Origin of the sequence: Bythopirellula polymerisocia (assembly GCF_007860015.1) — a bacterium.
In the GTDB taxonomy this organism is placed as follows: Bacteria; Planctomycetota; Planctomycetia; order Pirellulales; family Lacipirellulaceae; genus Bythopirellula; species Bythopirellula polymerisocia.
The window spans coordinates 246,480-270,133 of sequence record NZ_SJPS01000001.1; the positions used below are offsets into that span (position 1 = coordinate 246,480).

The following is a 23,654-nucleotide window of genomic DNA, read 5'->3' on the forward strand; positions in this document are numbered from 1 at the left end:
AAAAGACAGGCAGGATGCCTGCCCCACTTACTTATACGTGCTTGTATTCTAATCTCCCGCGACAAAATTAGTGCGCCTGGGGTCGGCCACTCCGATCAATTTGCCAGATTTCTCAACCTGAATTGCATTGCCTCCCCCGAAATAATGACCATTGCGAGGGTAACGTTTTGTTTTCCACCCCAGGTCGGCCAGTTCTTGATCCCAACTGGCCGGGGCATCGTCTTCAAACTCCATCAGATTGAACGGCTGCTTTGCCGTCACGGGCCGCATCAGGTGAAACCGAGGTGCCGCAAAGGTTTGCTCCAGAGTCTTTCCACGGTCAAAAAACTGCCACAACAACTGGGTCGTCGTCGTTGGAATTCGTTGCCCCCCGGGGATTCCTAACGTCAACACCGCCCGGTCCCCCTGCGTGACCAGGATCGGAGCGATTGTGCTGCGAGCCCGTTTACCAGCAGCTACGTGATTGACGTTCTCCGGATCGTGAATGGAAAAATTACTAAGACTGTCGTTAAGCAAAAAGCCTGTACCGGGGGCTACCACTGCTGCCCCGAAATGCAAACTCAGGGATTGTGTCAGGCTCACCATATTGCCTGCTGCGTCGGCCACGACCAGATGAGTTGTGCTCGCTGATGGTAAGCCATCAGCAGCCGCTTCTACATTCTTAGTTTTGGGATAGGGGTTTTGCGGATCGACCTTTTGAGCTGCGGCAGCCAGTCGCACGGCGGACTCCGGAGTGAGCAGCGCCTCGGCTGCACTGCGAGAGGTCTCCGCATCGCCAATCTGATCTTGAATCTCTGGATAGAGACCTAAGTAAGTCCGGCCCATTCGGTTCGCATAGGTCAGAAAACCTGCTTCCGCTGCAAGTGGCGGTTGTTGCTCCATTGCTTCGAGTGCTGCAAGGACGGTGGCTCCACCGGTAAGTGGAGGGGGACAAGAATAAATCTGGTGTCCCCGATAATCGATCACGAGCGGATCGCCGAATTCAGCTCGATAGTTGCGAAAATCGTCTAGCGACATGGCTGAGCCGGCTCTCTGGGCCGCTCGTACAATACTCTCGGCCGTCGCCCCCTCGTAAAAAGCCCGTCCGCCTTGATCACCAATCACCCGGAGCGTAGCCGCCAGATCCGCATTTTTGAGTCGTGCCCCCACCGGAGGCAGTTCGCCTTTATAGAGATAAAGGTCCGACGCCTCGGAATCTTTCTGCAAGTCAGCGACATGCGACTTATAGAGCCCTTGCATCGTCGCATCGATCTCTATGCCCGCCTCGGCCAACTCTGCAGCGGGTTCAACCAATTCCTGCCAGGGTTTGGATCCCCAACGCTCGTAAGCCTCATCGAGTCCGGCAGCGAGTCCGGGCACTCCCACCGCAAGATATCCGTGCTCACGTTGATCTTTCGAAAGCCCTCGAAAGGCCTCGGCATCCAACTCGGCAGGTGAAGAACATAGTGCGACGATGGAATACACTTTTCCTGTTGCTGCTTCGCGGTAGAGCAGGATCAGTTTGCCTCCCAAGCCTGAACCGTATGGCTCAGTGACTCCGACGGCCAGCGACGTGGCAATTGCCGCATCGATCACATTGCCTCCGTTGCGTAAGACTTCTAGTCCAACGGCAGTGGCGGAAGGGTGCCCACTGGCGACGGCATACTTCTCGGCCTCGACCTCCTGCTGAGCATTGGCACTCGCAATAGAAAACACGATTATGAACATCACGAACAGCTTCGCGAAAGTCATTTCTAGTCCCAAAACTAATTGTTGAGTTACTCTGTAGGCCGGAACGAGTTATACGAGTTCCGGCATTGCAGTGCTAATTGTGACATTCTGCCGGAACTCGCGTTGCTGGTTCCGGCCTACAATTCAAACGGGGCTTCGTGCAATTGCGCGAAGCCCCGAATGGTGAAGCATAAATCAACTAGATCAGATGAAATCTAAATGAACTAGCCTCTTTGACGACGACCCACTATCCCAACGAGTCCCAAAGCAATCAAAGCTAAGGAAGCCGGCTCAGGGATAACCGACACTGCAAAACGATCTATTAGCAGTCTATCGCCTGTAAAATCTTCGTTGATAACTAGGCGAACGGATTCAATGCCGCGGCTTGGATCTAGAGCACCCGAGCCAGCAGAGATGAATGACGCACCATTGTCTGAGGAATAGAACAGCTCCATAGTGCTGGCACTCAGATTCAAGTCGAGCATAGTCAAGAGATTTCCGCTACTTCCAAAAGTGACCGTTGGTGTGTCGGACGAGCCGGTACCGACCGCATTGCCCACCAACTCTACTGCCGTAGCGGAAGTGCGCGTAAAAAAGATCTCACCAGTAACAAAAGTGGATCTTGGGTCGAACTGAATCAACGACAAGCGAAATTCTTCATCCTGTGCCGCGTCATAGACATTCTCATCGAAGGCCCAAGACACATCGAACAACCCGATCACACGCCCGGAAGCAATGCCTGCAATATCGACGTAGTTACTCCCGAAATCAGTATTGTTTTTTCCAGAAGCATCAAGTTGACCCGAACCGTTTGTAACTACATTGTCAGTATCAGGAGAATCGGAGTCAAAAGACTGACCGCCCGCCGCGGAGTTGACTGTGTTAGGAATCTGGGTGCCGCTGGCATCGCCGAACTGGAAGTCGGTCACGATCGTGCCGCTATTGAAATCATCCAAGATGGTCGCCTCCGCCACGGAAGCGGCGCAAACCAACGCACAGGCAAGTGAAAAACTACATAACTGCTTCATTAGACATTCCCCTAAGATGACGGAAACCCTGATCTTGCCCAATCGACCCTCGATTGTTGGCAAGAATCCAAAGTACGACGAAACTTACGCACCTTGCAGTTTAGCCACTTTGTGTCGGGTACGCCAAAGAATTCAGCCAAAAATTGCAAAAAACAGCCTTCCGAGTCGACTGGGGTATCCGGACCCGGCCAGAGATTTTAGCCAACCCTAGGAGGTAGTTCATGCTTTTTCCCGATTATTTGTCGAAGAACAATTGTGCCTGGTGTCGTAAATTCGTACAATCCAAGATGGTCCGCACTTTGGGTCACCCGCCTGCAATTGTTCTTTCTGCACGTTTGTTCAGGGGAGATAGCCGCAATGGTTCGTCGCATAGCCCGTTCGCGAGCGTTTCGTTCGCGCCTCGCTTTCACTTTGGTTGAGCTCTTGGTGGTGATCGCCATCATCGGTGTTTTGGTCGCCCTCTTGTTGCCAGCCATCCAAGCCGCTCGCGAAGCGGCAAGACGCTCCCAGTGTGTGAACAATTTACACAATATAGCACTGGCAACCCACAATTTTGCCAGTGCTCGAGGCACCCTTCCCCCTGGCGATGTTCGCGACCCATTCTTCAATGGTGGATCGCAGATTAAATCGATGTATAGCTGGATCACGCTAATCATGCCTTATATTGAAGAGGCGAACGCTCAAGGAATCATGGATTGGACCCAAGGATTAGAAGTCAATCAAAATTCATCCACTCCAGCGCATCATATTTTTTTGAAGACCTTTGCTTGCCCCTCTGAAGTGAACCAAGCTGCCGACATCGGTATTGTAAATGATTTCTATGGAGCCCGAGGCAACTATGTTGGCAACGCCGGCCTAGGATGGTTTTGGGCCGACGACATTTCACCAAACGATCAGCTATCGGGATGGTTGAATGACACGTCTGCGGGCGGAAATCCTCTGAAAGCTCGCCCCAGTCCTACCGGGGTTCACATGACAGCTCTTGGGACATTTGTGGTCAGCACATTGACCCCTATTAAGGGTCGCAAGTTTGGGGCATTCACGGATGGCACAAGCAATACCGCTGCCATTTGTGAATTGAGATTGGTTCCCAATGGAGATGTTGCCGATACGCGTGGTGCGATGCACTTTGGTCCATCTTCACTTTATATGCACGACTGGGTGCCCAACGTGGCCTTTGGCGCACGAAATGACTTAAATGGTTTCAGGGCTGAGGACTTTACGCGCTGGTGTGATCGTCAAGGAGCGCCGAAAGATATCGCCCCCTGTCGGCCAACTTCCGGTGGCTACTTGGGATTGTGGCAACACACAGCTCGAAGTTACCACAATGGAGGAGTAAATCTTGCTATGGCAGACGGCTCTACAAGGTTTGTTTCTGACGATATTGATCCCTTAGTTTGGTTAGCCCTCGGCACCTCCGACGGTGGAGAGGTCATTGATTCCAGATTCTAGATTCATAATATCAGCCTTTGCTACCCTTGCTCAGCCCACGCGTAGCGCAGTTGCCTTAATTCTATTTGCAGAGCTTTTCTGTTGGGGTTGCAGTGGCGGGGGACCCCAGCGTTTTGCCCTCAGCGGCCAAGTCACTTACGATGCTCAACATGTGACGGATGGGACAATCGGGTTTGCGCCTTCCGATACAACCACTCGTAAAGGAATCGCAGCTGATATTGTCGATGGTCATTACGACATCCCTGCCTCGCAGGGCCCCGTAGCTGGCACATACACTGTGTGGATCGAAGCCCGCAAGCCAAGTGGCAAAAAGATCCCTAGTGAGGATGGCTCGCCTCCCACGGACTTCTTAATTCAATACATCCCAGCCGCCTACAACACCGAGAGCACACTCGAAGTCGAGATCACTGACGACAGAGACGAACTCGACTTTAATCTCGAGAAAGTCGCCCCCACTCCTCGTCGCCGCCGGTAGTCCTCTGGTTTACCACAACACGGCAGACGGTTGGATCTCGTCAGAGCAGAGCCCACATTCTCCACCGTGGCCCCAAAAATCGCCACTAACTAACGGTCATCTGTTTCATATAATGACCCATGAGAGCAAAGCACAGGGTTTTCTTAGAGCCAATGAGCTGAGAAGTTCGCACCGGTTCAGATGCAGCGGACCAATCGACAGTTGAATGATCTGGCTAGAGGATGACTGGTGCTGCGTGGAGTTTGCGTGAGAGTTCGAGCGCTGGGGCGCCCCATTTTTCTAGCGATGAGAAACTACCAATCAATCATTCGATTCCCCCCTGACAACAGTTAGGCTGGGGTTATCTGTATTGAAGGAGAGGCGACTAAAACAACCAGGCGGAGCCGAAGGGAAGGTGATCGCGTGAAGGGTTTTGTGTTACAAAACTCCGGACCGCCGAGGGCGTTGTGTTTTACGCAAGACTCGACTCGCTAACGGGTTGAAGCAATTCGGACCGACGAAAAGTGAGGGGGTTTTTTAATAAAAAAAACGAATTTCGATAAATGAGGCGTGACAAAACCCCTGCCCCGGTGCGCAGAAGCGAGCAGAGATTGCTAGGTTTACGCAAGCTGCGGTCCCCCAGCGGACAATTCTGTGGGATCGACTTTGATATTCTGTTCGCGTTTCAGAATGGCCTAAATAATCACCTTTCGCTCCGCAAAAGTAGCGCTACTTTCGCGGAGCGAAAGGCGACAAAAAGTGCCGAAAACAACCAATGAGGGAATGTGTCAAAGCTGCCCGCGTGCAGTATAGGAGAGGCGTGGCAGACCGGACTAACTCATTACGCCAAACGGGCTCAATTCCCGTGATCCCAGTGGCCGGTCTGGTGGTAATCGTAGTGACCGGGGACATAATCAAAGTGGTTGTAGTGTCGCACGTAACCACCCGGATGATAGTCGTAGTGGCTGGTGTCGTGGTAAAAATGCCCACCACCCCAATGGCCCGGGTGATGCACCCGATAATTGTTTCCGTAGAACCCTCGGTAATTCCCGTCATTCCAACCGCCGTGATGGCGTGACTGTCCTACGCTAATGTAAAGTCCCTGGCCATTGGCTTCACTCGCATATCCTGCGACATAGCTGGTGACCAATACCGCTCCAATCAACATGACACTCTTCATTTCTGGTTTCCCCTTTTGCAGAACTCAATGACCAAATGGTCGAGGAAAAACCAATGCGAAATGCGTGCCGAAAAGATAGATTCGAAGAGAAATCGGCAAAAACTGCCGATTCATCGCTTGTAGTGTTTGAAAAGAGCCCTGGCATGAGATCGAAATTTGGACGAACGTGTCGTCGAAGTGATCTGTGAGATAAGAGAAAATACGGCTACTCTGCTCCCGTCGGCTCATTGTTTCCTGAGCCTCAACTTGGGACCAACGTCTCATCTGCAATCGAGTTTTGAGAATCACCTTGGCTCAAAGAACTCAGATAGTCTTCCAGGTTGGGTACCAGTGAGTCCGTGAGATAGTTGATAACGCTTGCCACGGTTCCATCCAGCAGAGAGCCATTCGCGCGAGCAAAGCTGCAGGCAGCCACCGAAGGTTTCAACGCAAGTTCTTCCGTTTTCTCTACAAGCAGATCGAATAGCTTAGGGCATGCTTCAAAGACTCGCCCGTAAATGAAAAACGTACCAGGGTTAAGTATATTCACGACGTGTGCCACGCCGATGGCCAGGTAGTCACACATCCTTTCCAATTCCTGCATGACTTCCAGATTGCCCCCCTGCGCCAATTCCAGCACTTCGGAAATCTGAACAGGTCGCCCTAAGAGCTTTGAGACACGTTCTTCCACCGCCCATTCGCTGGCCACAGTTTCCAGGCAACCCTTCTTCCCACATTTGCACAACTCGCCATCAAGGACGACAGGAGAGTGGCCAATTTCACCTGCGAATCCACTATCCCCGGTCAAAAATCTCCCTTCCACCATCAGACCCAAGCCAATACCGATACAATGATCGAGCATCACAAAATTGGAAAGTTCCTTTGCGTTTCCATGCAGACGTTCCGAAAGAGACAGTGCATGCGAATCGTGGATGATCACACACTCGTGCCCCAAAAGGTTTTGGATGTCTTTACCAATCGACTTGCCGTTCACGAGCGGCAGGTTGGCAGACATGATGGCAACTTGCTTACCGTAGTCAATCACGGCGGGGACGCTCACTCCCACACCTAGCGTTGACTTGCCACTGCTGGAAATAAAACTCTTTGCACAAGTCTCTATTTCGGCGAGTAGTAATTCATAAGTTGCAGGAGTGGGAAAACGGAGGACACTCTCTTTGTGTACGGTGCCATTCAAGTCGCCGGCAACGACAGTGCATTCGTCTCCGCTAAGTGTGATACCGATGACTTGAGAGTTTTCGCTTGCTAGGCGAAGTCGCTTGGCCGGGCGACCAGGGCCTGCTGAGGCATCGTCAATCTCTTCGAGGAGTTGCGACTCCAGGAGAGACGAAACGGCTTTAGCAACCGTGGGGAAAGTAACACCAATGTACTTGGACATCTCCGAGCGTGTGGAAGGGCCTCGTTCTTGGATCATCCTCAAGACCAGACGTTCGTTGATCTTGCTGAGAAGTTTGGGCTGAAAGGGAGAAACATTGCTCATGAGTTTGTCACACACTTTGCTTCAATAGGGAGATACTACAAAAACGGCTTGCTCAGCGACCTATGTCTTCGCAAATATCTGACGGTCTACTAGAAAATTCCCTCTGCTTCAGTCGGCGTTACCTCATCGATTCCATCTGTATCTAATGACCAGCAGGTTTATAGATGTGGGCACCATTCAATGGGGCTTGGAAGTCTGCGAGCCACGAATCCGTTCTTGAGGTTAAACTTAAGAACCACTGCCTATTTTAAGTGGCGTTAAATTAAGGTGTCAAGCTTCATAGGATACGAAGCTAACATTCGCTGCTTTGCCGGCAATCCAACCAAAAAATACGCGAGATATAGCTTCTCGGCTCACAAAGAGAATTGCAGGCTAAGCATTTATTCGAGTGCAAAAGCTGCTTGCAGGATCGTTCGAGACAGCTGCAGTAAACGTGGTAACCGGATTACGGAGTGCGCAAGTGAGCTATCCAGAACAAGTATTTGACGGTCCAACAAAGTTTTTGCGGAGTCAAGGAGTGAGAAGTAAGACAACCGATTCGATCAGTTGTCCATCCGCGAGTTAATGGCCGACAGCAATTCACGCAACTCGGCAATCTGTTCGGCTTGGGCTCCGTCGATGGAACCGAGGAAGTCGGAATCAAGCGACGCTTCGTAGCGATCAAGCTGGCGATCAACTTCTCGGAGAGTGGCACTCAGAGGACGGGGTTCCAAGATAGACCGTTGTTCCGCTTCAGTCAGTGACTCGTAATAAAGCTTCAAGAACCGATAGTCGCGGGTCATTGCGTAGAGGCGATTTGCTTGCTCGGCAACTAAGGTCAAATTCGCACTGTCGGCACGTAGCAGTGACGTCTCGATCTCATCAAGCACGTCGTGATATCCGGCAACGCGGGCCGCAAGTTCCGTGAGATTGACGGTGACTGGTTCGGCTACGGGTGGCTCAGCAACGGGAATCGGTTGCTCGGCTGGACTGGTTTCATCAATTGTGTCAAAGCTCACAAGGGACGACCCAGGCAGAGGGGCCGGTGGCCAGGTTGCCGACGTTGCGTTGCGTTTGTTGACGGCCCTTTGTTGAGTCGGGATCACGGAAGGTGGTTGCTCTAGAGCCGCTATTTTTTTCGGGGCCTCGGAGGGGGTCTCTTCAATCTCTGCAAACGGGTCATAGGGGGTCGGTGTGATTTGCCTCTCAAGAGGTGCTGTTCCACTCAGTAATTTCGGGATCAATAGGGGAGGGGTTAAAACCTGTCGAGGCAACACTGTTGATTGCGACTGCGCGAGATTATTGGATTCGCGCCCGCTGAATTCTGGAGCCGATGGCAAGTCGTTGATACTACCAGGTATAGATCGTACGGCCGTCTCGGAGAGCCAATCGATCAGCAGCTCGCGATCGCTGTCGCTCTGCGTGGATTCTTTCCAAGCAGCCATGACGGCTTCCACTTCGGCCAGACGTTCATCGCGCTTGCGAGCGTCGTGGCGGAAAACCGTTTTGATTTGATAACGTACGTCTGACTCCCACTGTTCTGGTTCATTGCTGGAGGAAGAATCGTTCTGCCGGGCTGTCACTCCAGCAGCGAGAATTGCAATGGCAACCAGTGTGCAGACAATGGTCGTTAAGCGTTCGTTATTTTCTTTAGAATGAGCCATCCGCCAGTGAGTTCCTTACCGTGAGGTTGGCACGCTTGCCTCCGGCTTGCGGCTAAACGAAATATGGATCGATCTTCTTGCACGATGCCCTACAATGGCATCGACCTAAGTGGAAAACAGGATTTAATGTAGTCTCACCACCATGAATAATCCGCTCATCAAGCCCCTGCTTCTGATATCGCTTGTGCTGGTTTTACCGCTGGTGCTACTTGCGCTGCGAGGTGAGAGCTTCCAATCACTTGTCGATCGTTGGCAGACAGGTCCACCCGAACGTTGGCAAATGTTCGTCGTCGTTACGGCAGTACTAGCCAGCGATGTCTTTCTACCTGTTCCGTCGGGGCCAATCAGCACCCTAGCCGGAAGTCAACTTGGATTTTTGCTGGGAACCGCCGCTTCGACACTCGGCATGACTTTGGGAGGGGTGGTTGCGTTTGGTTTGGCTCGGCGCTGGGGCATGCCACTGGCTGAGCGGCTCGCTTCCAAAGAACATTTGCGTAACATGTCGCAAGCCACCTCACAGCAGGGCGGGTGGATGGTGCTGCTGACGAGACCCCTGCCTATCCTGGCTGAGGCTTGCGTTCTCTTGGTGGGCACATTGCAAATGCGCTGGAGAAAGTTCCTGCCGGCACTCGTGGGAAGCAATCTCGTCGTGGCGGGTATCTACTCAGCTCTGGGGCAATCCGCCGGAAACCACGGCTGGCTCCCTGCGGCCGTGTGCACGTCTATTGCCCTGCCAGGGCTAATTGCTTGGTGGATGAGGGAATTCCTGGCCAAGCACCGGAGCAAGGACTAAGTCATCAAGAATTCCCCCCAATTCGGGCGCAGTTGACAGCCGGGATAAGAAACTCCCACAATTGAATGTCGGGACACGATTTCTGAGAAACTCGCCCTTGTCGGCGGGGTTGCATGTGCGGAAGCTTTGCGTGTAGGCGAAGTAGCTGCTTCCTCATGTTGCCCGCTATTCTTAATTTTGAGGAGAAAAGTCATGTTATGCCGTTTGCTTCTGATCGCTGTGTTGTTTGGCGGATTTACGGCAATGGCCGTGGCTCAAAATCCTGATGAAGATGCCTTTGGTGGTTCCTCTGACAATGATGGTGCTCCCCGTGATCGTGGGGATCGTGGCCGGGGGGATAGCGGTGATCGAGGCGACAGGGGTGACCGAGGCAGGGGCCGGGGACCTGCCCCTAATCTCATGTTCGAGGCCATTGATATCGATGGTGACGGCACTATTACCGCCAAAGAACTCAAACGAGCCATCGTCGGACTGAAAAAACTCGATACCGACGGTGACGGCAATCTCACACTCGATGAAGTGACGCCCCAGCGAGGGCCCGGTGGACCCGGCGGCGACCCAAATCAATTCATCGACCGCATCATGGAAAACGACCTCAATGGCGACGGACTGTTAACTCCTGACGAAGTCCCCGAGCAGTTAGCACGCATGTTGACTGGTGCGGACTTGAATGCCGACGGTGCAATTGATCGCGCAGAACTCGGACAGGCAATGCAATCGATGCGCGATCGCCGGGGTGGGCCCGGTGGGCCAGGTGGATTTGGTGGTCGCGGTGCAGCGAGTAATCCGGAAGATATGACTAAGCAACTCATGGCCGGTGACCGAAACGGCGATGGCATGCTTTCGCCTGACGAAGTATCCCCGCAAGCCCTTGGTATGTTGCGCGATGCAGATACCAACGGCGACGGCCATTTGAATGCCAAGGAAGTCCGGCAAGCGATGGAAACCGCGCGCGGGCGGATGCAGCGCTTTCAAGGAGGGCAGGGCCAAGGTGGGTTTGACCCCAGCGAGCGTGCGCGACGCCGGCCGCAGCAATGAGGTGAATAGTAACTAATTCACCGTTGCCACGGTTTCTGCTCCGTTCATGGTGCCAAGGGCTTGGTAGACATCGAACTCAATGTTTTCGTCGACCGAGTGGACCGAGCCATCGCAGAGCAGAAACTGAGCAACGCCTGCGTGTGGGGCTGCCACATCGCGGTCGTCACTCTCGGGATGGTTCGGTGTGTGGCCGGTCTGAAAGAGGACCATGTGACCATGGTCGTCTGTGGGGTCAGTAATTTCGCGGACCGCGCCAGCCCAAGTCGTTTCGTATTCGACATGTACGCCATGCACACCTGCGGTGCGGAAGGGTCCGTTTTGCCGCTCGCCGAGCATGAGAGTGTTAGAAGTGCCGTCGGAGATTTCTGCCAGCCTCGTTTCACTATTGCGATAAAAGGGCGCCCAAGCTCCTTGAAAGGGTCCAAATGGATTTGTGTCCCCCAGCGTTTGCTCCTGATCGTCGTCCAGATCGGGCGCGCCGAAATTCGCCACATAGCAGGCCATCGCATAGCGCTCGTTTTCTTGCATCTCGACAAAGTTGGTGGGTGACAAGTCATCAGTTGGGCAAAGTAGCGTTTCGATGTGCTGTTCCCGCACCATGGCGTTGACATTGTCGAATATCGGTTTGTCGAAATCGAATTGATCGTACATGGTGCGAAGCTCCATGAATGGTAAGAGCCATGCGCCCCACGAGTAGCCGCGATCATTGCCCTCAGGACCTTGCAGATATTCGTAGCCCGGTGGCAGATGGCGCAGGGAGGATTCATAGTTGTGCATCGCCAAGCCCACCTGCCGCAGGTTGTTCTTGCATGAGTTCTTGCGCGCCGCTTCACGGGCCGCTTGGACGGCAGGAAGCAAGAGTGCCACGAGTACGCCGATGATGGCGATCACGACCAAAAGTTCTACCAGGGTAAAACCGCGAAGAGTGATTTGAGGTTGATCTGACTTACGAAGCATTTGTTTTATCTTTCGTGATTCTCAGTGTCCGCAACTGGGGTTTCGTTTATTTGTGGTTCATCTTCTGTGTTACGCTGGTGCAGGTGTGCGTGGGTGTGGGCGGTTGATTGGGTGAGTTCGTGATCATGGTCGTGAGCGATTTCTGCTCCATGAACGTGATAATGTGTGTGGTCGTCGTCGACCATAGTTGGGGAGTTGTCCTCCTGCATACTGCAGCCCAAGAGCAAGATTAACATCAAGGATCTTAGGAGTTTGAGCGGGATCATATTCACAACTCGAGCAAAGTCAATTCTTCCAAAGATTTACTCCATTGTTGGTGAGCTGGCTTACATTTGGCAAGGGTTCGTTTCTCTGGATGGGTTCGCATTGGCTGCTCCCAAGATACTACCCGAGTTGGAGAGGAGTTGGATTTGGGTTTCTTCCATATGGGGAGATAATCCAGGTGACAAATTGTCATTTTTGTGCTGCGCGGGGAAGTTCCGCGCTCCGCTGCGCCGAGCTCAACTCGACTACCGCGTTGCGGCTAACAAATCTTGAAATCTGCTTGACAGGCACGAAGTGTCGTGTTACCGTACTATCTCAGTAGTACAGTTAACTTATTTTTCGTATAGTTCACAGGCTGGAAGCCTGCGCCACAAGATGTTTCTCCATATCGAAACCGATAACGGTCTGGCCGTTTACGATCAAATAGTCCGGCAGGTGAAATTTGCCGTGGCCGACGGGGCGCTCTCTGCCGGCGAGATGGTCTCCAGTGTAAGGGAGTTAGCCAAGGAGCTGGCGATCAATCCTAACACGGTCGCCCGGGCTTATCGGCAGTTGCAGGACGACGGGGTTCTCTCCCAGGTGCGAGGTACAGGGCTCGTTGTTGAGAATGGCGCTAAGCGGGCCTGCATGGCCGAGCGAAAACGACTCATTCGCGCCCGTTTGCACGACGTACTTGTTGAAGCGCATCAGAGTGGGCTCGATGAATCTCAGATTCAGGAACTTATCCAAGATGAATTGCAGGCCGCGCGTCGGCCAGCCAAATGAGGTGATCTATGAATCCAGTCATTGAAATCTCGCGCGTCACTAAACGATTTGGTAGCCACACGGCACTCTCAGATGTGTCGCTCACCGTGCCAACGGGGACGGTATTTGCACTATTGGGTGAAAACGGCGCCGGCAAGACGACCACGATCAAACTCCTCCTTGGACTCGAAGAGGCCGACTGCGGCTCGCTACGCGTGCTGGGACTCGACTGCCGGCGAGAGGCCGAGGAAATTCGCCGCCGGGTCGGATACGTTCCTGAGCAACCCGCACTCTACGACTGGATGACAGCGAGCGAAATTGGGTGGTTTACGGCTGGATTTTATCCAGAGCCCTACGAACAGGAATATCGCAAACTGCTCGAACGGTTTCGTGTGCCGTTGGGAAGGAAGATCTCGCAAATGTCCAAAGGAATGCGGGCGAAGGTCTCGCTGTCGCTCTCCCTGGCCCATCAACCGGAGCTTTTGATTCTCGATGAACCGACCTCAGGACTCGATACGTTGGTGCGGCGCGAGTTTCTCGAGAGTATGGTCGACATTGCCGCCGCGGGGCGTACAGTACTCCTCTCCAGCCATCAGATCGGCGAGGTGGAACGCGTAGCCGACATCGTGGCGATTGTTCGCGAAGGGGAACTCTTGGTGGTCGAATCGCTCGACACGCTCAAGTGCCAAATCCGTGAGTTGACTATCACGATGAGCGGCAGCCGTCCACCGGAATTGCCTTGTGATACTCTCTCTCGTCGGCAAAGGGGCCGGCAATGGCAGTTCTTGGTTCGCACACTGCAGAACACCGATTTCGACGACCTCAGCAAACAGCCGGAAGTCGTCGCCGTCGAAACCCGCACTCCTTCGCTCGAAGAAATTTTCGTGGCTTACATGCAGAGTGACAAACGAGAAGGAAGCAATGTGGAGGAAGAGTCGCGAAATTACGACCCGGCGGAGGTGCAACCATGAGCAGCTTGGCGCTTGCCGAAACGACTCGTCCACCTGACAAGGCCCAACTCAACAAAGCATTGTGGGTACGCTTCGCCTGGAAAGAGTACCGCATGTTGCGCGGATTCTGGCTGGCGATTTTGGTGCTCGGCGCGGTGGGGCAATGGGTCTCAACGCTGATGATGATAAATGATTACCTTATTCCCAGCTGGTTGTTTAGTTCTGCGTGGGGAGCGGCGGCGCTGTATGCCGTGGGGGCGGCGGTCACACTGTTTGGGGCTGAGAACGAAGAGCGGACGCGGGGCTTTTTGCAACTTCTGCCGGGTCTCTGGCAGCCGATATTTTTTGCCAAGCTGGCGGTCGCTGTTGGTAGCGCGGTATTGCTCGCTGGAGTGTTGTGCCTCACCGGTTGGATGATCGCGGGTTTTGTTTGGCCCGCCGCGGAACAGTGCATACTCTCGCTCACTGTTGCCGGAGTGGCGATCGTGGAAGCCACTGTTTGGGGCTTGCTGTTCTCACTTCTATGGAAACAACCACTCATGGCGGCAGTCGCGGCAATGGCAGTTGCTTCTTTCGGTTCGCAGTTGGCGGTTCTAGCCACGCCCCTTGCACGAGACTCGTTCAGTGCCGAATCCTATCAAGCGGCCATACCGATGCGACTGGCGATTTGTCTGGTAGTATTCGTTGTGGATGTATTGATTGGAAGTCAGTGGCTTGCACCGTTGGGACTAGTGGGAAAGCGGCGGAAAGAGGCTTCCAGCGAGTTTTCTCTGGTCACCGCTAAGTCGCAAGCGGCTGTGAAATCGGAGTTTCAGCCATGGCGGCGACGGATGTTTGTGCGGTTGTTATGGCAGACGTGGCGAGAGTCGCGGGTAGCGATTCTGACCGCGACTGGGCTCGGTCTCTTGCTGACCGTTTCCTGCTTTATACCTGCAACACTACTCGGTCAGGGAGGTTCTTCTCCACCTTGGCAGATTTTCTTTTTGCTAATCCTCCCCGCGTTGTTCGGGGCGTTGGTGTTCCGCGGTGATCAGAAGCGGAACCATCGGCTCTTTTTGGCAACACATTCCGCGCGTCCGCGACTGGTGTGGCTGGCGCGACAGATCGTGTGGCTGGGAGCACTCCTCATCGTATTGCATGTGATTCGATTTAGCTTTTGGAGGATTATCCCAATGGAGACAGCCAGGCAGATCGCTTCCTCTCTCGCAGAATTTGGAAGTAATTTTGAATTTCGAGGAGACTATTACAAAGTATCAGAGTGGTTGCAAAGGTGGTGGCATGGTCAAGTGATAGGCGCAAACCGCAGGATGGCTTTAGGGGCTTGGAGTGCAGTGTTGGCAGCATACAGTTTGGGTCAGTTCTTTTCGCTGACATTTAAGCGGGAGGTTCTGGCTGGTTTTCTTGCGATATTGTTCTCAGTCTTGCTGGCTGCGTGGTCGCTGGTGGTCTTCGTTTGGCAGTTGAATCCTCTTGCGTTTGTGCTGCCACTTGCAGTCGCATCGCTGGCCGCAACATTGTTGCGGATGCCTTACTGGCTCGTGGAAAGAGGGTCGCTACGGTATTGGCTGTTGCCGGCCCTATCGCTGGGTTTGCCCTTACTGTTTATTTCGCTCTATCTCCCTTTAGCACGGTTGCGGCAAATCGACTTGCCTATGCCGCGATTTCGTTTTCAACAGGCACCATTTGAAGCTACTCTGAAAATCTATGAACAAGGCCAACTTGATCGTCAAGAGTCAATTGTTCGCTTCGAACGGATTGCAGGAATTGCTGAGGAGGAGCTTGAAGCAGAATCTATTCGAATGCAGAGCTTCGCTGAAATCACCGTTGATGGAAAGACCTTTGAAGAATTCGGCATCAGTCCTACTGAAGTGGAAGAATACAGTTTCGGTAGTAAGAAATCGCTGGAGCCTAGTGTGAGGAAAACCTTAAATAGATTCGAGCATAAAAAACGTGAATCTTACCAAGCTTTTAAAGAAGCACATCTGGCAATTGTTGTGGAAAAGCTCCAAGAAGTGGAGTTTCCAGTACCGCTTTATAATGCGAAGAAGCAAAATCGAAATCTTCCTAGTGCGAATTTACTTTTGAATCTTGTCGAAGATGTCGAGCGACGAATGGAAGCAAATGAGCTCGAGGATGCATGGATACGCTTGCAATTCGTTCTTTCCATCGACTCCGAAGATTTTCTCGAAAGGAAATGGTTCGAGAATAAACTCCGCGATTGGGCATCGCATCCTCAGCAAACCAGTGAACGAATTAAGTTTGCAGTAGCTGGGTTAGAGAGCATCTTTTCAGCACTACCGCATCCCCAAGATTATATTCTGCAGGACTATCTGAAAACGCGTGATGTGATACTTGAAAAGCAACTACCGCAATATTTGAATGACCGGAATTCCCAATATTTCGCTTTCTTGGCAAACAAATTTCCCTGGGAGAGCGAACGAGCCTTGCAGGCACTCGATTATTTCGCGAGGCAAGCCCTGAACTATTGCGATGCCGTCGTGACACTTCCCAACGGGATGTCAACTGGTGCGGATGTCACGCCTAGATCGATCCGAGATCTCTTACTGAAAGCGCCCTACTCCAAACTCTTTGCCATAAATAGGGGTGTATTCGAGGACGATTGGCAAGAATTTGCCAGGGCTTGTAACTTGACCTACGTCGGATATACGAGCTTTCTCGCCGCAAAGGAATTCGGCAACAGCGGTGATTTCCATCATTTGCTAAATGATTGGGCCATTGCAGAAACCAAGCGGCGGGCACTCTTGATCGAACTTGCGCTACTCGCCTATCGACTTGATCATCGGGAGTACCCCGAGAAGCTTGCCGAGTTGGTCCCAGAGTATCTCGCGAAGATGCAATTGGATCCGTATTCTGGTGAAGATTTTCAGTATCGACCGGAAGGGTTGAAACATCCGTTACTTTATCATGCAGATGAAAGCACAGTTTTGAGTGAATTACCTGCAGAGTCACCGCTGTTTTGGAGTGTCGGGATCTTCGATTGCCGATTGGAAAAACTGTCAAACTATGCTGATCTCTCCAGCTACTACGAAAAAGAGTTTGGTATGAGCGGTGGTTATGGTGGCGATGGGAGCTATGGTGAAGTCAACGTCGAAGAACCAGAGAATATCGAGCCACTTCCTGAAGGCCACATCGTTTATCAATTTCGCGGGAAAAACTCTGAGGAGTACAATCCGCACAATCTAGTATTTCCCTTGTCTAGGAAGCAAGCGGAGCAGAACCCGTAAGCCGGAAGGAGTTCTGCGAGTTCCGGCATATTTTGGGCGTAAACCTTGGCAATGCCGGAACTGCCTAGAGCTTGTTCCGGCCTACAGCTTGCGTTCCGCTCCGACTCGCTAGTGGCGTCGCGGCAAACAAGGAGCCGGGTCGAAGCTTATGCGACCCGGCTCGCTCATCACTCTTACTTTTCTTCGTCCTTGCTGCTGGATTCCCAGTGCTCGGGCGAACGCCACAGGCCGGAGAGCAAAAGCTCGCGAATGAAGGTCATTTCCTTAGGCAGGCGGTCGTACAGCTTGAAGAACAGTTCGTCGTGGGAAGCGATCTCCTTCATCCAATCGCCCCGATCGACGCTCATCAGTTGTTTGAACTGCTCCTCGGAGAAGTCCAGTCCTTTCCATTCGAGGTCCTTATAACGGGGCATCCAACCCAAGGGGCATTCGATGCTGGCGGCTTTTCCCTGAGATCGCTCGACGACCCATTGCAGGATTCGCATGTTGTCGCCAAAGCCGGGCCAGAGAAAGTTGCCTTCCGCATCCTTCCGGAACCAGTTCACATTGAAAATCCGTGGTGGATTCGGGAGTTTGCGGCCAAAATCCAACCAGTGGCCCAGGTAATCTCCCATGTGGTAGCCACAGAACGGGAGCATTGCAAAAGGATCGCGCCGGACTTCGCCGAGTTGACCAAAGGCAGCAGCGGTCATTTCCGAACCCATCGTGGCACCCGTGTAGACACCAAAAGCCCAATTAAAGGACTGGTAGACCAGCGGCAACACGGTGCTGCGTCGGCCACCAAAGATGAATGCCGAGATCGGCACGCCCTTGGGATTGTCGTACTCGGGGTCGGCACAGGGGCATTGTGAGAGCGGGGCAGTGAAGCGGCTGTTGGCATGGGCCGCCTTCTTGTCGCTCTTTGGTGTCCAGTCGTTCCCTTGCCAGTCGATGGCATGCGCGGGGGGCGGGCCGTCCATTCCTTCCCACCAGATGTCACCATCGTCTTTGAGGGCCACGTTGGTAAAGATCGTGTTTTCGCGGATCGATGCCATCGCATTGGGGTTGGTCTTTTCGTTGGTTCCTGGGGCTACGCCAAAGAAGCCCGCCTCCGGATTGATCGCATAGATCTGCCCGTCATCGCTTGGCTTGATCCAGGCAATATCATCGCCGACGCAAGTGACTTCCCAGCCATCATCTTGAAATTCCTTGGGAGGAATCAGCATGGCAAAATTGGTTTTGCCACACGCGCTGGGGAATGCCGCGGCGACGTAGGTCTTCCTGCCTTCGGGATTCTTGACCCCGGTGATGAGCATGTGCTCGGCGAGCCACCCTTGCTCGCGGGCCAAGACCGACGCGATTCGCAGAGCGAAACATTTCTTGCCCAAGAGGGCGTTGCCGCCGTAACCGGAACCGTAACTCCATATCGCTCTTTCTTCGGGGAAATGGACGATGTATTTGTTCTGGGGATCGGGACTGCATGGCCATGCAACATCTTCCACTCCTGGGTTGAGAGGCATGCCGACCGAGTGCATACACTTGATATAATCCCCCTCCCCCAGAGCCTCGAGCACCGCAGTTCCCATGCGGGTCATGATCCGCATGTTAGTAACGACATATGGGGAATCGGTAATCTGAATGCCGATGTGGGCGATAGGCGAACCGATGGGACCCATGCTGAAAGGAATCACATAAAGCGTGCGTCCCTTCATGCACCCCTCGAATTTTGGGGTCAAGAGGGCCTTCATCTCCTTGGGGGCCATCCAGTTGTTGGTTGGGCCAGCATCGTTCTTGCTGAGTGAGCAGATATAGGTGCGATCTTCGACCCGGGCGACGTCGCTCGGATGGCTGCGAGCCAGAAATGAATTGGGACGCAAATCAGGATTCAAGCGGATGAACGTGCCACTCTCGACCATTTCTTCACAGAGCCGGTCATATTCCTCCTGAGTGCCATCACACCATTGCACCTCTTCCGGCTGGCACAGAGCGACCATTTTGTCGACCCATTTGATTAATTCGTTGTTCTTGACTGCATGGGGAACTTCGACCGTGGCAGTAGACATCGCCGTTTCTCCTGATATTGAGTTGACAGACCGCATCCAAACGCTGTGCGTTAATTGATTGATTTGCAGACTTAATTGTGACGTTTCCGTTGGTTGTAACGCAACTCCCAGGCCAAAAGGAAAATTGCCCAGAAGTCGAATATTCTGGTAGAAGGAATTCCTGCGGGTGCTGTTTCGCCCGGATCTGGCACTAGAGTGTGCGGATATGGCACAGTGTGCAGATTTGAATCAGTAATAAAGATGAATCGCGCAGTCAATTGCCGAGGCGACGCACAGCAATCATTGATCCTACTATGAATAACAGCAAGCTAATCGCCGCTGGTTCCGGCACTGCAAGTGTTGTCGCTGAGAGCGGGGCAGGGTAGGCGGACTGCCAGAAAGTCAGATCGTCGATATCGACATCGCCGTCGCGGTCGGCGTCTCCGTCAGAGTGAGCGGCACCGATTGATTTCCCGAAGCCGCGTTGCCAGGCGAGAAAATCTTGGCCATCGATGTCGCCATCGATGTCGAAATCAGCCGAGGGGTTTGCGGAGAGCGGGAAGGCGACGATAGTATTCAAGCTCACGGGATCACCATTATCCACGACCCCCAGCAGGACCCAATCGCCATTAGCCAAACGCGGGCCCAAGGTGAGTCCTTCGAGATTCTGGCCGTTGGTGTTGTCTGCCGCTCCGGACCAAAGTTGCTCTTTGCTAACTGGGTTAAAAATCTGTCCGATGAGTCCGGCATCGAAGGGCGTGGCACTCACGTCTGTGGCTGCCGTGAGATCAATTTCATAGATCCGATTGAGGTATAGCGGCGAAGTGAATGCCACGGACCGTTCCAATGCCAGCAGTGTGCCGTCAGGAAGCGAAACCAGATCACTCAAGCCACTCTGAGGCGAACCAAAAGTACTCGTGCCATGAATTTTATCAACGTGGTAGGCATACTGCTCGGCAGCAGTGACGCTGTTGCCAGCCACTTCCATCCGCATTAGCCGCACTGTTGTACCAGCGGCGGCCGACGACACATCTCCGTCGACCGTAAGGGCTTGCTCGTTGGCCGTCCACATTGTCGTGCCGTCTGGGCTGCGTGCAAGAGACTCAAATCCGCGATTGGCTCGGCGATTGGCAAACACACTGGGGATAGCAACACTTTGCAATTGTGCGCCATTTGCCAAACTGTATTCGCGAATGCCCGGGGTTCCTTCTTCAGCAAGAAACACACTGTTACGAGTGGGATTGGTGTAAGCAGTCCCTTCAAAGTCGAGACTCATTGACAAGGTTTGCGCGCTGACCGCTGTGGCGGAGAGCAAAGTTCCCGTCGGAGAGAGTGCCACATCAATCGTTAGCAAGACGCCGCCAGTATTCTGGACTGCTGCGAAGCGATGTAACCCGGCCGTCGGAGAGGGCCCCAAGTAGGTTACGCCGCTCATTTCGCCGATGGTACCCACTGCGGTCGTATCGAGCAATTGGTTACTGGGTGCACCGACGTTCCAGTGGGCTGCCCAACACTCGGCAGACCATCCAGATAACAACACTGTGACAAACAAGATTGCACGATTTAGTAGCAAGGCCGAATCACTTATCATCGTTCTCGATCGCTTTTGGAGGAGCAGGCTTAGCAGGAGGAGAGTCAGCTTTGGCGGATTCAATAGGGGCTGGCGTAGGGGGTTCGCCACTGTCGACGAGTATGTAGCCGGCCCAGAAGAAAGGGAAGCTGGCCGTGGGTGGATCATCCCCTACCGCGCTACTCACGCGAGGTTCCAGGGCCGGTTCCAACTGGAGCTCTTTGGCAACTTCAATACATCGTTGCCACGCGTCGGCTGCCGAAGTGCGATGCAACTCTTGGACGAATTCCCGTACGATCTCCAGGGTCGATTGCCCGCCAACGCGCCAGCGGCTTAGAAGAATCGTCTGCGCCCCGGTCGACATCAAGCCACAACTAGCCAGGAACAGTTCGCTCCCCGGCATATCTTGACTTGCACGGCGTCGAGATGTCTTGCCTCCGTTTTCGGCGATGGTGTGCGCGCCTGGAAAGATAAGCCGCTGAGGACCCATGATGGGCAACGCCAACCAGGCGGCAAGTTCCCCGTCGTGTCCCTCGCGGGCATTGGGAATCGGCGACCAAGCGAGTGGTTCAGTCCGTTCGATGTCGAATTCATCAAGCACTACCAACCCTTCCAGCAGCGAGGCAAGCACGGGCGACGCCACGGGCGACGGGTCGGGTAGCTTAATCAAATTCGGCATCGCCGTTTTGAGCGGTTCGAGCACCTCTGCTTTCGTTTCCTCCTTGTCGCCGGGTACGAGTTCATCGCCAACGATGCTTGAGTGCTGGACGCGACGCCAAGGCTGCGCATGACCGTAGGCCAAACCCATGGTCGGTACCACTCGGACTCGCGATAGCGAAGTGAGCGGAACGACTTTGCCTTCGAGATTGATCGGCAAGGCATGCAGAGGCACGTACCAGACCAGCCCATCCGGTACAACGACCAATTCCTCCATCGAATCGGGATCGATCGACGAGCCATCGAAGAGAGCATGAAACAACGCCTGACCTGACTCAAGCCAGGCGGTCGATTCAAGTTGCTTCTCGTCGAGCGGACTATTGCGATCGTTACTCCCCAGATCGCGCAGAAACTGACTCAGCAAGCGAGCAATTGCTCCATTCGGACCACAGTTCCAGCTTGTCGATGCCCGATCGGTTATTAGAAAGCCAAGCAACCCGCCACCGGTCTCGTGAAACACAACCACTGCCTGACCGGGTTGGAGCAGGCCCTGCAACTGCTCCGCTGTCACGAATTGGGGAAAGCCATACTGGCTGGATACTCGAGTCAAACTCGTTCTTCCCAACATGCCTTCGCGTTCGGCGAGATTGTCGGACCATTTTTTCCAGAGCTTGCCGAGTTCCTGTTGGTCATCCTTGCTCATCTCGGGTTTCCACTCGGCTCGGAGTTGGCTCTGAATTTGCTTGCCCTTTAGGTGAATGTCTCGGTAATCGGGATATCGTAAGAGGAGATCATCGCGCAAAGTGCGCTCTGCGGGGGTGAGCGTGATGGTCGGAGTTTCAAGCGTCTCGCGGAGTGCTGCCAGGCGTCCCCCCAGCATCAGCGAATTGTAGTAGCGGCGACGCTTGGCCAGATCGGTTACTTCCAAGGCACCATGTCGATCTTTACGCTCCTGAAGTGCCACCAGCCACCGGTCGAATGAGCCATCCAACGGCGTCTTCATCAGTGCCATTGTCTCCAATGGTCGCAAAGCCCAGTCGGCTTTTTGGGGATCGCTCAGCAATTGGTTATAAACTTCGTTGGCAGAACTTGCCCTTAACTGTTGCTGATCGAACCACCGATCGGTCAACTGCAATTGCAACGTGCGATTGGACATGCCGATTTGGTTAGCAAGAGCACTCTCGAGGACGCTGATAGCCGTAGGTTTGCCTAGCTCGGCAAGCACGCGGGCCTCCAGATACTGCGACCAGTTTCCTAACAATCCTGTGCGAGCATCCCCCAATTGCGACTGTCCGGTTTGCAACACGGAGGCAGCCTGGCGCCAATTACCTGCGTTCATCCATTCCTCAGCCCGCGCGAAACTCAGCCGAGCGAAGATATGGGCAAACCGCTCACGCCGAGCCCATGCCGCGGCATTGTCGAGCGCTGGGATGGGAACAGGATTGTGCGAGGCGAGCCGATTTTGACTAGCCAGCCGGAAGGCCTCATCGATAACTCCGGCATCTTCGTAGTAGAAGGCAGAATAGCTGGCTTCGGCGAGCAATTGGTCTGCCAGGTCCGTCTTACCCGCTTCCATGGCCAAGCGACCTTGCTCCAAGAGGGCCACACACGTCAGTGGGTGATCGAGTCGGCCTGCAAGTCGTTCAGAACGTTGCAACAGGCTATTGGCTTGATCCAGATTTCCCTGACCGGCATAGGCGATTCCCAGTAGGAGATCGGCCCAGGCGTTTGACCAATGGTTAGGGGGGGCGATGCCACTGGAAAGCTTGTTGACCATATCGCGGGAAATCGGGTCATGGGCAGCCAGCGGTCCCAATATCTCGTTGCGGCGTCGGATGGCAAGCGCCGTGGCTCGCACAATTTCCACCACGTCGATCTGCCACATTTGCAATTGGCGCAACACGCCTCCCTGCTGCGCGACTTGGCTCTGAGTAGCATAGTCATCTCCCATTTGGATCGACATCTGCTCGGGGACGTCACCCAAGATGAATTGTCGGGTACTGGTTCCCCAAGGGACTACCTTGCGGGCCAAGCTTGTGTCGGGCCGCGGATCAGAATTGAATCTGACCTGTAACAACCATTTAGGATCAACCAGATACATCGAGCAGGCTTGATCGAATTGCTCCAATGCGAGGGCAGGCTGACCGGCCTGATAGAGCACCTCACCCCACATCGCATGATAGCAGATCGAGTCGATCCACCTCTCGGTTACTCCCAAGCGTACTGACCCGCGCGCTTCGCGGTTGAGAGTCCGCAATGCGTCGCGGTACTCGCCCCGATAGAGATCCTCAATTGCCTGATAGTAGGCTTGACTAGGTATTGTGTTCGTCAGTTGACCGGGAAGGACTTGGCCAACGACAGGAGTCAACAAGCTGGCAAGGAGCAAGCATGCTACGAGAGGTAAGATATTTTGTCGCACAGATCGAATCATCGCTAGCACCGTGGCCTGCAAATAGCTAGTTGAGTGATCA

At 53.6% G+C, this 23,654-nt stretch carries 17 protein-coding genes; 7 read left to right on the forward strand and 10 right to left on the reverse strand.

Annotated features, from left to right (window positions below; genetic code table 11):
- Positions 1–48: 48 nt before the first annotated feature.
- Positions 49–1,731, reverse strand: a complete 1,683-nt coding sequence (locus tag Pla144_RS00975; protein ID WP_146447457.1) for a gamma-glutamyltransferase family protein — start codon at positions 1,729–1,731, stop codon at positions 49–51.
- Between the two features lie 203 nt (positions 1,732–1,934).
- A complete protein-coding gene (locus Pla144_RS00980) occupies positions 1,935–2,738 on the reverse strand; it encodes a PEP-CTERM sorting domain-containing protein (protein WP_146447458.1) in 804 nt (267 codons plus the stop codon).
- Positions 2,739–3,095: 357 nt separating this feature from the next.
- Between Pla144_RS00980 and Pla144_RS00985 the strand changes: the two genes are divergently transcribed.
- Positions 3,096–4,190, forward strand: a complete 1,095-nt coding sequence (locus Pla144_RS00985) for a DUF1559 domain-containing protein (RefSeq protein ID WP_146448927.1) — start codon at positions 3,096–3,098, stop codon at positions 4,188–4,190.
- On the forward strand, positions 4,174–4,665 hold the full coding sequence (locus Pla144_RS00990) for a hypothetical protein (protein WP_146447459.1): 492 nt from the start codon (positions 4,174–4,176) through the stop codon (positions 4,663–4,665). The genes Pla144_RS00985 and Pla144_RS00990 overlap by 17 nt, the downstream gene beginning before the upstream one ends.
- A gap of 835 nt (positions 4,666–5,500) precedes the next feature.
- Here the strand turns inward: Pla144_RS00990 and Pla144_RS00995 are convergent.
- From Pla144_RS00995 to Pla144_RS01005, 3 genes are all read right to left on the reverse strand, one after another.
- On the reverse strand, positions 5,501–5,824 hold the full coding sequence (locus Pla144_RS00995) for a hypothetical protein (protein ID WP_146447460.1): 324 nt from the start codon (positions 5,822–5,824) through the stop codon (positions 5,501–5,503).
- Positions 5,825–6,065: 241 nt separating this feature from the next.
- A complete protein-coding gene (locus tag Pla144_RS01000; RefSeq protein ID WP_146447461.1) occupies positions 6,066–7,301 on the reverse strand; it encodes an ROK family transcriptional regulator in 1,236 nt (411 codons plus the stop codon).
- 542 nt (positions 7,302–7,843) lie between these two features.
- Positions 7,844–8,944 (reverse strand): hypothetical protein, encoded by a 1,101-nt coding sequence (locus tag Pla144_RS01005; protein WP_146447462.1) that lies wholly within the window; start codon positions 8,942–8,944, stop codon positions 7,844–7,846.
- Between the two features lie 142 nt (positions 8,945–9,086).
- On the opposite strand from Pla144_RS01005, the gene Pla144_RS01010 reads away from it, so the two are divergent.
- A complete protein-coding gene (locus Pla144_RS01010) occupies positions 9,087–9,737 on the forward strand; it encodes a TVP38/TMEM64 family protein (RefSeq protein ID WP_146447463.1) in 651 nt (216 codons plus the stop codon).
- Positions 9,738–9,929: 192 nt separating this feature from the next.
- Positions 9,930–10,775 (forward strand): EF-hand domain-containing protein, encoded by an 846-nt coding sequence (locus Pla144_RS01015; RefSeq protein ID WP_146447464.1) that lies wholly within the window; start codon positions 9,930–9,932, stop codon positions 10,773–10,775.
- A gap of 12 nt (positions 10,776–10,787) precedes the next feature.
- On the opposite strand, the gene Pla144_RS01020 is transcribed toward Pla144_RS01015, so the two are convergent.
- Positions 10,788–11,732, reverse strand: coding sequence for a DUF1559 domain-containing protein (locus Pla144_RS01020; protein WP_146447465.1), 945 nt, complete (start codon positions 11,730–11,732; stop codon positions 10,788–10,790).
- Between the two features lie 5 nt (positions 11,733–11,737).
- Positions 11,738–11,998, reverse strand: coding sequence for a hypothetical protein (locus tag Pla144_RS01025; protein WP_197530298.1), 261 nt, complete (start codon positions 11,996–11,998; stop codon positions 11,738–11,740).
- 373 nt (positions 11,999–12,371) lie between these two features.
- Between Pla144_RS01025 and Pla144_RS01030 the strand changes: the two genes are divergently transcribed.
- The 3 genes from Pla144_RS01030 to Pla144_RS01040 are packed head-to-tail and all read left to right on the forward strand — an operon-like array spanning position 12,372 to position 16,935.
- Entirely contained in the window at positions 12,372–12,761 is a 390-nt protein-coding gene (locus Pla144_RS01030; RefSeq protein WP_146447467.1) for a GntR family transcriptional regulator, read from the forward strand.
- Positions 12,762–12,769: 8 nt separating this feature from the next.
- On the forward strand, positions 12,770–13,711 hold the full coding sequence (locus tag Pla144_RS01035; RefSeq protein WP_146447468.1) for an ABC transporter ATP-binding protein: 942 nt from the start codon (positions 12,770–12,772) through the stop codon (positions 13,709–13,711).
- Positions 13,708–16,935 carry a hypothetical protein gene (locus Pla144_RS01040; RefSeq protein WP_146447469.1) on the forward strand — a complete coding sequence of 1,076 codons (3,228 nt, stop codon included), beginning with the start codon at positions 13,708–13,710 and terminating at the stop codon, positions 16,933–16,935. Before Pla144_RS01035 ends, Pla144_RS01040 begins: the two co-directional genes overlap by 4 nt.
- Before the next feature lie 173 nt (positions 16,936–17,108).
- Here the strand turns inward: Pla144_RS01040 and Pla144_RS01045 are convergent, their stop codons facing one another.
- The 3 genes from Pla144_RS01045 to Pla144_RS24365 form a co-directional block, all read right to left on the reverse strand.
- On the reverse strand, positions 17,109–18,977 hold the full coding sequence (locus Pla144_RS01045; protein WP_146447470.1) for a phosphoenolpyruvate carboxykinase (GTP): 1,869 nt from the start codon (positions 18,975–18,977) through the stop codon (positions 17,109–17,111).
- Between the two features lie 253 nt (positions 18,978–19,230).
- Positions 19,231–20,547 carry an esterase-like activity of phytase family protein gene (locus Pla144_RS01050; RefSeq protein WP_197530299.1) on the reverse strand — a complete coding sequence of 439 codons (1,317 nt, stop codon included), beginning with the start codon at positions 20,545–20,547 and terminating at the stop codon, positions 19,231–19,233.
- A complete protein-coding gene (locus Pla144_RS24365) occupies positions 20,537–23,614 on the reverse strand; it encodes a tetratricopeptide repeat protein (RefSeq protein ID WP_197530300.1) in 3,078 nt (1,025 codons plus the stop codon). Before Pla144_RS24365 ends, Pla144_RS01050 begins: the two co-directional genes overlap by 11 nt.
- Positions 23,615–23,654 lie beyond the last annotated feature (40 nt).